The following is a 12,310-nucleotide window of genomic DNA, read 5'->3' on the forward strand; positions in this document are numbered from 1 at the left end:
TAGTTTCGAAAATATGTATATTTACACACCAAATCTTGATTCTGTACGTCAATCACAATTCAACTCAAAATACCCGTATTACACGACGTTATCTGTAACGCCTTCGGGGTAATTCGCATGCAGTGGAGAAGCTTCTTGTTCAAAACCAACGCAACTGCCCCTCGGAATCACGACTAATCCACCATCCGTAATGTGAAAACGTTCTTTGTCTCTCTCCGGCTTTTCCCCAATCACGGTACCCGGAGCAATCTGAACATCTTCTTCAATGATAGTACGTGTAATGCGACTATTTTCTCCAATTTTGCACCGTCCCATTAATACGGACTCGTGCAGAATACTGTTTTTACCCAGCTCACAATCCACACCAATGACTGAGCGAATTGAACACGCCCCCTCAATATGGCAACCAGAAGCAATATAGCTGTCCTTAACGCGGACTTTGATCCCTTCAATATCGCAATATTGGCTTGGTCGTTGCGATTCAATTTGTCGGCTCAGCAACGCACTGGTAGATGGTTTGCTAGTATCACTTTGTTCCGCCAGCATCATCATTTGTAGTCGCCAATAATCATCAATGTTATTGACGTTGTGCCAGTACATAGGCGCTTGCTTTGCGTCAATATCGCCGAGGTCAAACAACACGGTTTTTACTCTACGCGCAAGCAGTGCAACGATGTCCTTGGTCAAATCATGCTGACCATCCAGCTTCTTGGCATTATTAAACAAACCTTTGACCAACACGGGGCGCTGAAAGAGGTAATTTTCCGTTAATATCATGGCAAAGCCTGGTTTGTTTGGAATTTCTGCTGGAATTGGGGGCTGGTGTTGAATATCAATGACTTGACGGTGTTCATCTAACTCAACGACATGATACTGAGACGCTTGTGCGACAGGAACCTGAGCCACAACTAACGTGAGTTCGGCATTTTGGATTTGATGGTAGTGCAGCAAAGAAGAAATGTAATTGCGATGGATTTGCTCACCACCGACCAGCAAGACATGTTCATCGGAGGGTCGATTGATGACATCTAAATGCTGCAATAAAACATCAGTCCAATTCTGTTGCAGCTTAGGCAATAACTTAGCTTGAGAATAAATGGGTTCGAGCACTTCGATTCTCGATTTGTAGTGCTGCCATGCATGCTTAAGGTGAGCAACTAACGGTGCGCAATAAAAACGACTGAGGACAAGATTACGCTTTATTCCTGCTTGAATGAGGTTGGTTAGCGAAAAATCAATTAAACGGTGAGAACCTACGAAAGGTGTGATGGATTTACAGCATGTTTGAGTGAGTGGACCTAGCCCTGTCCAACCTTTATCGGTTAATACTACCGATACGACTTTTGACGTCACGTACGACTTCCTTATTCTATTAATAAATTAGAAAGTAAATGCAAACCGTACGCAAGCACTATTCAATCCTGATGTGAATTTACTCAATAATTAATATTGTCGAGCAATAGCCTACCTAATATTTAACCTAGCTCTCATTCAAATAATTTATAAAATAAAACCCGCCGAAGTGGCGGGTTTTGAATGGCTTTTTATGTGGAGGCGTTCCTTATAACGAGATAAAGATACCTGCTAAACACGCACTCATTAAGTTCGCTAATGTACCAGCCGCTACCGCTTTCAGACCCATGTTCGCTACGTCTTTACGACGTTCTGGAGCCATCACACCGATAGAGCCAAGTTGAATTGCAATAGAACCGATGTTCGCGAAACCACACAGCGCAAACGTGATGATCACTTGTGTGTGTTCAGTCAGCGTTGCTTTATGTTGTACGAAGTCGATGAATGCGACAAATTCGTTCATTACGATTTTCTGACCGATGTAAGAACCTGCCGCTAATACTTCGTGACCCGGAACGCCGATTAACCAAGCGAGAGGGGCAAATAGGTAGCCAAAGATCGCTTGTAGCGTGATGCCCGCAAAGCCGAACATTTCGCCTAGGTTTTCCAGACCCGTGTTCACCATTGCAATCACACTCACAAATGCGATCAGCATCGTACCTACCGCAACCGCAACTTTCATACCGCCCATCGCGCCGCTTGCTAGCGCGTCGATCACGTTGCTCTCTTCAGACTTATCCAATTCGATGTTGTTGTAATCGCTTGGCGTTTGACGCTCTGGCACAATGATTTTTGCCATCAACAGGCTACCTGGAGCAGCCATGAAGCTCGCTGCGATTAGGTATTTCAGCTCTACACCTAGACCTGCGTAACCACCTAGTACACTACCTGCGACTGACGCCATACCACCAGCCATTACCGCGAACAGTTCTGAACGAGTCATGTTTTGCAAGAAAGGACGGATAAGAAGTGGCGATTCGCCTTGAGAGAGGAAGATGTTACCTGTTGCAACAAGAGATTCTGCTTTGCTGGTCCCCAAGAACTTTTGGATGGCACCACCGATAAATTGAATCACTTTTTGCATGATACCCAAGTAGTAAAGGGCAGAGATAAGAGCGCTGAAGAAGATGATGATAGGAAGAACGCGAACCGCGAAGATGAAACCAGTAGAAGCGAGGTCACCGAAGAGGAACTTGATGCCTTCATCGGCAAAACTCAATAACCCAGCGACACCATTGCTCAAACTGGCTAACGCCGCTTGTCCCCAAGGGAAGTAGAGCACCAAGGCTGCGAAACCCATTTGAAGCAGCAATGCTCGAGACACGGTTTTCCAATTGATTGAAGAACGGCTCTCTGACAGCAGGAACGCACAACCTAATAGTGCAACAATACCAAATAGACTAAATAGAACACTCATGAATCGGACCTACTGAACGTTGAAAAAGAAAGGAATGCCAAAAGCATTGGCAGAAGAAAGGGACAACGCATCGAGTGACAACGCACTCGTAGATCCAAATTGAAGGAAGAACGGATAGTTCGACATCTTATTTTTACCTTATACAAGCAATTGAACGTAGCTGGTCCGGTCCGTGGGGTCATTCACTGCTGGAGAGCTCTCGACTCTTCCTGCTCCATGTGACGGCTTGTATGGGTAAGGGTCCTGAACAACGAACCCTAATTCCCGCTTAAACGGGTCGCAAGTATAGCCAACAAAAAGAGATATTCATCACATTTATTTACGCAAACGTTCAAGCGTTCATAATTTAAGCAAAGATGCTATTTTGTGGTCATACTTGTAGGGAAAATAGGGGTATTAGGAGGGTTACGAATAGTGAAATCACCAAAAATGAACAATAAATGTCCAATCGAACACCAAAGACCAAAAATGAGCAATTTTGCTCTCGCCAATCTATGGATTTTGGATATACAATTTGGAACGCTTCATTTCGAAGCCTCTGTGTATTCAGAGCATCATGATGCCGAGATGGTGAAATTGGTAGACACGCTAGCATGAGGTGCTAGTGCCTTAGGTGTGAGGGTTCGAGTCCCTCTCTCGGCACCATTCCTTTCTTTCAAAGAATTTAGAGTGTAATGCAAAGTTCTAAACAGGCAAAACAGTCCGCTGACGCTAATCAATTACTTAGCGAGCTTGCGGTGCACGCCTTATTACACCTGCACTTCAAAATCCACGCATCATCGCGAATTCTTCCTCTTAAAGAACGTAACGACCTACTGCAAAAATGGCTTAAGCCTAAGCTCAAAAGTAATCGCTACAAACTGATTAAAAAGCCATTAAAGTCTCTGACTCAACAGGCAAAAGGGGAAAATGGCAATCTAGAAGCTTTACTTGAACGTTGTGTAGGTGCCGATAAACCTAGTAACCCACAACCTCACCTCGATAGCTACCTACTGCTGATCAACGAAGTCGAAAAGAAATTAGGTACGACGGTTCTGCTTTCTCGTCCTGAAGATGTCGATTTATCCCACGACCAACATGGTTGTTTGCTATGTGTTCTGTCTGATAACTTAAACCAACACTTCGACGATAATAACGCCTTAATCGCACCTATTTCGATGCTTTTCCGTGGACCTATGAGTCAACGTTCTCTGTTCCTAGGTAGTATTTATGCCAGCAATACCTTCAATTACGAAGTGCTGTACCAAGACGAGCAGTTTGTGCGAATCACGCTGGATTTAGCATAACTCGACACCCAGATGAGTTAAAAAAGCCGCGAAGTTCGCGGCTTTTTGCTTAATTAACGTTTATCAATCTCTGACGTATCGACAACCCGAAGAGTTCTCAATCCAGTTCGCGGAAACGAGCCGTAAAGTGGCGAAGTACTGGAGGTTCGTATTCAAACGTCAATCCTTTTAGTTCATCAGCACGATTCTTCAACTCAATGATCGCATCGGCGATGTAATCCATGTGATCGTTGGTGTAGACACGACGTGGAATGGTCAAACGCATCAACTCAAGTTCCGACGCTTTCTGTTTACCCGTTTCCGGATCTCGACCAAGCAACAGTGAGCCAATCTCTACCGCACGAATGCCTGCCTCTAAATACAAGGCATTACACAGTACCTGTGCAGGGAATTGATCCGCGGGGATATGCGGTAAGATCTTCGCCGCATCAACGAAGACAGCATGACCACCTGTTGGGTATTGAATTGGAATACCCCCTTCGCGTAGACGTTCACCCAAATATTGTACTTGGCTAATACGGTAGTGAAGATAGTCTTCATCCGCACCTTCATACAACCCGCGAGCCAAGGCTTCCATATCACGACCCGCCATACCACCGTAAGTGACAAAGCCTTCCATCGGTACACATCGTGTTTGAACCGCTTGGAAAAGCTCTTGATGATCGCGAATACAACACATACCACCAATGTTCACCATCGGGTCTTTCTTCGCAGACATAGTGAGCATGTCGCCGTATTGGTACATCTCGCGAATGATTTCGAGAATCGATTTGTTCTCATAACCCGCTTCACGCTGCTTGATAAAGTAAGCGTTCTCACAGTAACGAGCCGAATCAATCACCACAGGGATGTCGTACTTGGTTGCGATTTCGTACACGCTGCGCATATTTTCCATCGACACAGGCTGACCACCAGAGCTGTTACACGTTACCGTCGTGATGATCGCACAGATATTGTTAGAACCGTGTTCTTCAATCGTTGCCACCAGCTTATTGAGGTCAAAATTACCCTTCCAGTCGTATGGTGTGGTGGTATCAAACGCTTCTTCCGTCACCACGTTAATCGCTTTACCGCCATTGAGTTCAATGTGACCCGCAGTGGTATCGAAGTGGTAATTCGAGATAAATACGGGCGTTTCACCACCGCGAACCTGACGCATACGCTCAATCAAAGCTGGGAATAGAATTTGCTCCGCCCCGCGACCTTGGTGCGCTGGCACAGTAAGCTTGTAACCAAAGAAATGCTCCACCGCATCGCACAAGTTGTAATAGTTACGACTGCCAGCATAGGACTCATCGCCCATCATGATGCCTGCCCACTGATTGTCACTCATAGCACCAGTGCCAGAGTCGGTCAGCAGATCGATGTAGACATCATCACTACGAAGAAGAAATGGGTTGAAGCCCGCTTTTTTAAGGGCAACTTCTCGGTCAGCCAAGGTCGTCATTTTGATTGGCTCTACCATTTTGATACGGAACGGTTCCGGGATACGTTTCATTGTTAATTTCCTTATACGCACGACCCTACGCACTTAAGCGTAAGATTAAAAACAAACTGATAAATTGCTTTTCAATGCGGGAGCATTGAGGAAATTAACGTGCAGAAATTTTGCTAAGAAGAGACAAGCAGTAGTCTAGGTTGTACCAGAACGACAGCACCAAACGGCTATCGAGAATATCCTTAATTCTCATCGTCTTCGTCCTCCTGATAAAAAGAAAAGCCAGAAACCCCATGTCTCTGACCTTTTCAATATAGTGCAGTTTTCAACCAAATTTCAGTGAAGCTTACCTCATTTTACGAAGGTCTCACCCTTTTCATTCTGCGTTTGATGTTGTTCTCTTTGACCATGTAGTCGAACAAAGGAGCAAACAAGTTGGCAAACAGAATCGCTAACATAATGCCTTCCGGATAGGCGGGGTTGAGTACACGGATAAATATCGTCATCACACCAATCAAGATACCGTAAGCCCACTTACCACCGTTAGTGAACGCAGCGGATACTGGGTCTGTCGCCATAAAGAAGGTACCAAACGCAACACCACCAATCACAAAGTGCCAGTAAAACGGCATAGAGAACATAGGATTAGTATTCGAGCCAATCGCATTAAGCAGTAGCGACGTCACAGCTAAACCCGCAAAGACCCCAGCAACAATTCGCCACGAAGCGATCTTCATAAAGATCAGCACCAAACCTGTGAGCGCAATCAACAAGGTCGAGACTTCCCCCATTGAACCCGGAAGGTTACCAACAAATGCGTCCATCCATGAGATTGGTTGTCCCGTCATGTTGTTCGTCAAAGCACTTTGACCACCTTCATACCATTGGCTCAGCGGTGTAGCGCCAGAGTAACCATCTGCCGCAACCCAAACAGCGCCGCCAGACATGTTAGCGGGATAAGCAAAGTACAAGAATGCGCGACCAGCCAATGCTGGGTTTAGGAAGTTACGCCCCGTACCGCCAAAGATTTCTTTCGCCACTACGATGCCAAAAGTGATACCCAACGCGGCTTGCCACAATGGGATGGTAGGCGGGAGAATTAAAGCAAAAAGAATAGAACTGACAAAAAAACCTTCATTCACTTCATGTTTACGAACGATAGCAAACAGCACCTCCCAGAACCCACCAACCACAAACACTGTCGCGTAGACAGGCAGAAAGTACGTAGCGCCGACAAGCATTTTACTTGCCCAACCTGCTTGGCTTGCGACTTCTACCGAGCCCCAAACCCAGCTTAGCCCCCAAGAGGCATCAATGGCTTGCTGCGCTGCCACTTGGTCAAGGACATAGAGCAAAGCGTCGCTGGATTGTTGCCCTATGTTGTACATACCCCAGAACATCGCAGGGAAAACGGCTAGCCACACCATGATCATGATGCGCTTTAAATCGATGCTGTCTCGAACATGGGTAACGCCATGATTCACTTTACCCGGCGTATAAAAAAGGGTTTCAACAGCTTCGAAGAGTGGGTAGAACTTGTGATACTGGCCTCCTGGTTCAAACTTTGGTGAGACCTTTTCAAAATAATGCTTCAGACTCATAACGTCTCCTCCTCTAAAGAGTGTTACGAATAGCCATCGAAAGACGATCGTTTTTAACTCTTTCATCTTTCCGATACGTATCTATGAGCTGTTACGGAATGCCTCGTGATTATGTAAACCGTGAAAGTCGTGCTTATACTCAATCAATAACAAAACAACGGAGTGAATTATGAAGTTAAGGATGATGTGGACGGCTGTTTTGGTGTTATCTGCCCTGCCATTTGCAACCAGCACATTTGCAGTCGACAAACAAATGTCACCAGCTTTGAAGAAGAAAATGCAAGCCATCTGCAGCTCACAAGGTGGTGTACCAGGTGGTTGGCAGATTGCGAAAGTTACACCAGATGCGGAGCGCTCACTCAGTATGATTCTGCATCAAATGAACGCGACGGATAAGCTAAAACAAATCAATGATGTGAGAACTCAAGTCGTTGGCGGCATACACTACGCGATGGAGTTTGAACTCAAAGACGGGCAAGTGTGGAATGCGATTGTGTTGCACAGCGCCCGCGGCGATTACATGATCGAAAGACACGCCAAGAAGGGCGAACTTTGCCCTAAAGAAGGCGAGTCATAAAGGCTCTCCAAATACAGCAAAGGCGACAGTTTAGTCGCCTTTGTTCTTTTCTGGTTTAGCAACAGCTTCAAACGTTCGTGTAAACTGATAACTCATAATCTGAGGTCGAATCAAATCGCATGCTAAATCAGAAGCATCATGCTTGGTAATTGGTAAATGTTCCGATAGAACCTCTTTGGACTCTTTATCAACCGTTTGAAAAGATTCAACAATTCTTAGAGGAACGTGAAACTGATGGTCTCTTACGAGAAAGAAATAGTATTGGAGATGTTCGCCATACGTCGCTGCGTTGTTAATCTCGCTACCAATTTTCACCGCTTCAACACGGCGGCCTTCACAATCAAATTTAAACACATTGGTAATTTCTGCTTCCATAGAGCCTGGGACATAGACCACATAGTCAACACTGAGATCATGACTAACTAATACATAACTCTCGTCGCGCTCGTGCAGTTGATACGCAAAAGAATAAAATGCACTACAAAGCAAAATGAGCCCCAGCGGTGTCCTCATTCGGTCTTCCACTCATTTATGACTTTACGTACGAGACTCGTCTTAGCATCGGTATATTTTTCGATGGTCATTTCAGAGTGCTCCACCAAAGAAAGCTTCAGAGATAAGTACTCACATCTAAGCTCAGCACTTTCATTTAATCTATCTCGAAATTGAATCCAGTCTCGCCACAACTGCCCTCGATACTGAGTAAGGTGCAGACAGTGTGTTTTGACTTGATAAGAATCATCGGTGAATTTCGCAAAGACAATTTCTTCTGGCTTTTCCACTTTCAAACGCAGAAAACCCACACTTTTAAGGGCATCGATCAGTTTTGGAGAAACATGAGGAAAGTGCTCAATACCTAGCACCATATCGAGAATAGGTTTGGCTGGCATATCCAAAATGGCAGTACTGCCAATATGCTCGATTCTAGTTGGCGCAATCTCTGTCACTAACACCAGTTCAGAGCGGCAACGTGCAAACTCCTGTCGCCATGCAGGGTCATGTTTAACGACGTCTACTTTGTGATTAGCTAAGCCTAATTTCATCCATCCCTCTCCTGATAAACCCGAGTATCATAAGAAGGAAGTTACCCAACCACCAAAGTAAAAGCCAAACTTCCGGCACACCCGACACTAATAACCTAACAAACAAAGTCATTATTTTTCTGATGTACTTCTAGTTTGGCTTTTTACTGTTAAACCGTCTCGGTTTTCGCCTCTATCTTTTCATTCACTTTATCGCAAATGTACTCCCCAATGGGCATTGCAGATGTCGCGGCGGGAGAGGGTGCGTTGCAAACGTGTAGGCTTCTTGCACTCTCGGCAAACAAAAAGTCATGAACCAAAGTGCCATCGGATAACACTGCTTGCGCACGAATACCCGCAGGATATGGTTTGAGATCGTCGACCTTGATGCTTGGGCAATATTTGTTGACCAACTTGAGGTAGCCCGGCTTCCACCACGAGTTCTTAAACTCATCCAGTCCGGTTTTTAGATGCTTTTGTGTCACCTTCCAGAAACCGGAGAAACTGAGCATTTGCATGGTATCTTGCAGGCTAAAGTTAACCTTGTCGTACCCTTCTCGCTTCCAGCCTTGCACCGCATTTGGACCGACGGTCACACTGCCATCAATCATGCGAGTTAGGTGGACACCCAAGAATGGCAAGTCAGGGTCGGGAATTGGGTAAATAAGATGATTCACCACTTGGTCGTGTTTGCTATCTAAACGGTAGTATTCGCCACGATAAGGGATGATTTGGAAATCGGTCGGAATAGACATCATCTTAGTCATGCGATCCGCCATCAAGCCGCTGCAGGTGACCAAGAATTTGGCATTGAGCTGCATGGTTTGCCCGTCTGAAATGCAGGTCAGTTGGACTTCTTCATCCTTCTCTTCGGCAGCCACCACTTTGGTTCTCAAGCTAATTTGCCCGCCGAGCTTTTGGAACTCTTCCGCCATCTGCTCAGTGACCAAACGATAATCGACAATACTGGTAGTTTTGACATAAATCGCGCCTAAGCCAGTGATGTTTGGCTCAGCCAGCTTGAGTTGAATTTCATCGAGTAGCTTTACGTCGATGCCGTTGACATGACAGCGCTCATAGAGGGCATTCATGCGTTCGACTTCTTGCTCATTGGTCGCAACCAGTAACTTGCCACAGTTCTCCACCGGAATATCGTGCTCGGCACAGAACGAAATGGTTCGCTCTACCCCACGCTTACAAAAATCCGCTTTTAAGCTGCCCGGAGCGTAGTACACCCCGGCATGAATCACGCCGCTATTGTGTCCGGTTTGGTGCTTGGCAAAACCGGACTCTTTCTCAACCAATAAAATGGATTTGTCTGGATGACGTTGCTGCAGTTGCCATGCTGTCGACACACCAACGATACCGCCACCAACAATGATGTAGTCATAGACTGATTTCATACGACCTCTTATAAAACCGATAGTTGAGATTGTTGCAATTTGAACTTGCGACCACTGTAAATGAACACCGCGACAAATACCGCACAGCTTGCCACACGAACCAACATTGGGATGTCGTGCCAAACCAGCAATGTACCCACCACTACCAACAAGAGACGCGTCAGAATATTTAGAGGACCTTCCAAGTAACCTTCAATCGCACCAATCAATGCATAGGTACCGATGATGGCGAAGAAGCCCACGGTAATTACCGATGTTACATCCCAACTTACTAAGCCTGTGTAAGCAATCAGCAACGGTACAAGATACAAACCTTTAGCAATTTTCCATGCCATCAAACCGGTACGCATTGGCGGTGTTTTAGCAATGGTTGCCGCAGCAAATGCGGTCAAACACACTGGAGGAGTAACATTACTGTCTTGCGATAGCCAGAAGATGATGAGGTGAGCAGCCAGCAGTGCTAAACCTACTGCTTCCATACCCAGACTTTGCTCTAGTAGGGTTTCCATAAAGTCCGCAGGCACTAACGCCACCATTTCTTTCGCGGTTTCCAACGCCATTGGTGCATTAAGCAGTTCCAGCTTTTCTGGCGCCGCCAACATAAAGATGGCTTTTGCTTGTTCAGGCAGTTGACCCGACACCATCAATTCAAGCAATTGGTTTTCCGCAATCAACTTGTAAAGCGCAGGGGCAGACAATGTACCCAATACAATATACGCCGCTGTCACGGGTAACCCCATGCCCAATACCAGAGAAGCGAGCGCAATCAGAACGATCATGATGAACAAGTCACCATTCGCCCAACCGTCGATCATCAATGAGAACGTATTACCAATGCCCGTGGTGCTGATCACGTTGACCACCAAACCTATACCTACCAGCAATACGGCGGTTGTCGCCATGTTTTTCGCACCTTGTGAAAGTGCTTCGATGATCGCTTTTGGTCCCATCTTATGATCTTTCGAAAACCAAGAAGCCACCACCACTGAAATGATCGACAAGCCCGCAGCGTAAGTCGGCGTAAAGCCTTGAACCAACAAAGTGACCAATACCGCCAGTGGAATAAGGTTGTGCCATCCGCTGATCACTACTTTTAGTAGAGACTCATCACTGGTCGTGATCTTTTGAACGCCGCTGCGTTTGGCTTCAATACGCACAAAGAACGCAACAGACAAGAAATAGATAAGAGCAGGAATGAAAGAAACCGCAATGATATCAACATAAGGAATTTGCGTGTAAGACGCCATGATGAAAGCACCCGCGCCCATCACTGGTGGCATCAACTGACCACCTGTTGACGCTGCAGCTTCAACACCCGCCGCAAAGCGCGAAGGGAAACCCGCTTTTTGCATTAAAGGAATACTGATAACACCGGTTGAAACCGTATTTGCCACACTAGAGCCAGATACTGAGCCCATCAAACCAGAGCCAATCACTGCGATAAAACCGGGACCACCAATAATTTTGCCAGCCGCAGCTCGTGCCACATTGATGATGTAATCACCGACACCAGAGCGAACGAGAAACGCCCCAAACAGAATGAACATGAATACGAAAGTCCAACTGATGCGCGAGATAGAGCCAAACATGCCCTCAGAAGAATAGAAGCTGCGGTAGAGCAAGGTTTCCATGCTCAAACCCGGGAAGTGGAAAATACCTGTCGCCCACTTACCCCAAAGCACAACGTAGCTTAAACACACCACAATCAGCACAGGAATAAACCAACCCATGGTGCGTCGGATCAGCTCAATAACAATCAGGATTGCCATGATGGCGAAGACCCAATCGCTGGTCACGAACTTAACACCGCGTTCATATAGCGCATCTTCGGCATAGGGAATGTAGAGCAAACACGCGACCGCGCCTATAGCAATCAACACATCGATGCCGAGTGCAACCTTACTCTGCTTGAGAGAGATATGAGCCGGATACCAAAGCGCACAAATCACCGCAAAGCCAGCAAAGTGGGTCGCGGAAATCCATAACTCTGGTAACGTCGATAAGGTATTAAACCAAATGTGCAAAGCAGACAACACCACGCCAAACACAGTGATTGTAGTGGTTACCCACGGAAAATCAGTGCGCGTGGGCAGCTCAAACTTCTGCAATTCCTTTTCTATTGAGTCGCTCATCTCATACTCCAAGCTCTGGCGGCTTTTTCCATCTTAGAAATCGATAGGGATAAAATGCCCCGAGCCGAAACTCGAGGCGAA

Annotated in this window: 10 protein-coding genes and 1 tRNA gene; 3 read left to right on the forward strand and 8 right to left on the reverse strand. The window is 46.1% G+C overall.

Annotation, left to right across the window (positions count from 1 at the left end):
- Positions 1-78: 78 nt before the first annotated feature.
- Positions 79-1,353 carry a GlgC family sugar phosphate nucleotidyltransferase gene (locus VHA02S_RS07085; protein ID WP_038898177.1) on the reverse strand — a complete coding sequence of 425 codons (1,275 nt, stop codon included), beginning with the start codon at positions 1,351-1,353 and terminating at the stop codon, positions 79-81.
- 208 nt (positions 1,354-1,561) lie between these two features.
- Positions 1,562-2,770: a NupC/NupG family nucleoside CNT transporter gene (locus VHA02S_RS07090; protein ID WP_005432553.1), complete on the reverse strand. Its 1,209-nt coding sequence runs from the start codon at positions 2,768-2,770 to the stop codon at positions 1,562-1,564.
- A 561-nt stretch (positions 2,771-3,331) separates the two neighbouring features.
- Between VHA02S_RS07090 and VHA02S_RS07095 the strand changes: the two genes are divergently transcribed.
- Positions 3,332-3,415, forward strand: a tRNA-Leu gene (locus VHA02S_RS07095).
- Between the two features lie 29 nt (positions 3,416-3,444).
- Entirely contained in the window at positions 3,445-4,056 is a 612-nt protein-coding gene (locus VHA02S_RS07100) for a DUF2913 family protein (protein WP_009703776.1), read from the forward strand.
- Positions 4,057-4,153: 97 nt separating this feature from the next.
- On the opposite strand, the gene VHA02S_RS07105 is transcribed toward VHA02S_RS07100, so the two are convergent.
- Together VHA02S_RS07105 and VHA02S_RS07110 are read right to left on the reverse strand one after the other, a co-directional pair.
- Positions 4,154-5,554, reverse strand: coding sequence for a tryptophanase (locus tag VHA02S_RS07105; protein WP_038899449.1), 1,401 nt, complete (start codon positions 5,552-5,554; stop codon positions 4,154-4,156).
- A 296-nt stretch (positions 5,555-5,850) separates the two neighbouring features.
- Entirely contained in the window at positions 5,851-7,095 is a 1,245-nt protein-coding gene (locus tag VHA02S_RS07110; protein ID WP_038899450.1) for an NADH:ubiquinone reductase (Na(+)-transporting) subunit B, read from the reverse strand.
- 169 nt (positions 7,096-7,264) lie between these two features.
- On the opposite strand from VHA02S_RS07110, the gene VHA02S_RS07115 reads away from it, so the two are divergent.
- Positions 7,265-7,672: a cystatin gene (locus tag VHA02S_RS07115; RefSeq protein WP_038899451.1), complete on the forward strand. Its 408-nt coding sequence runs from the start codon at positions 7,265-7,267 to the stop codon at positions 7,670-7,672.
- 30 nt (positions 7,673-7,702) lie between these two features.
- On the opposite strand, the gene VHA02S_RS07120 is transcribed toward VHA02S_RS07115, so the two are convergent.
- From VHA02S_RS07120 to VHA02S_RS07135, 4 genes are all read right to left on the reverse strand, one after another.
- The gene (locus VHA02S_RS07120) at positions 7,703-8,185 is read right to left on the reverse strand and encodes a hypothetical protein (RefSeq protein ID WP_038899452.1); all 483 of its coding nucleotides are present in this window, start codon (positions 8,183-8,185) and stop codon (positions 7,703-7,705) included.
- Positions 8,182-8,715 (reverse strand): GrpB family protein, encoded by a 534-nt coding sequence (locus VHA02S_RS07125; protein ID WP_038899453.1) that lies wholly within the window; start codon positions 8,713-8,715, stop codon positions 8,182-8,184. Before VHA02S_RS07125 ends, VHA02S_RS07120 begins: the two co-directional genes overlap by 4 nt.
- A gap of 149 nt (positions 8,716-8,864) precedes the next feature.
- Complete coding sequence (lhgD, locus tag VHA02S_RS07130) at positions 8,865-10,097, reverse strand: L-2-hydroxyglutarate dehydrogenase (protein ID WP_038899454.1); 1,233 nt, start codon at positions 10,095-10,097, stop codon at positions 8,865-8,867.
- Positions 10,098-10,105: 8 nt separating this feature from the next.
- Positions 10,106-12,229 (reverse strand): TRAP transporter permease, encoded by a 2,124-nt coding sequence (locus tag VHA02S_RS07135; RefSeq protein WP_038899455.1) that lies wholly within the window; start codon positions 12,227-12,229, stop codon positions 10,106-10,108.
- Positions 12,230-12,310 lie beyond the last annotated feature (81 nt).

Origin of the sequence: Vibrio harveyi NBRC 15634 = ATCC 14126 = KCTC 12724, from assembly GCF_001591145.1 — a bacterium.
GTDB classification, from domain to species: Bacteria; Pseudomonadota; Gammaproteobacteria; order Enterobacterales; family Vibrionaceae; genus Vibrio; species Vibrio harveyi.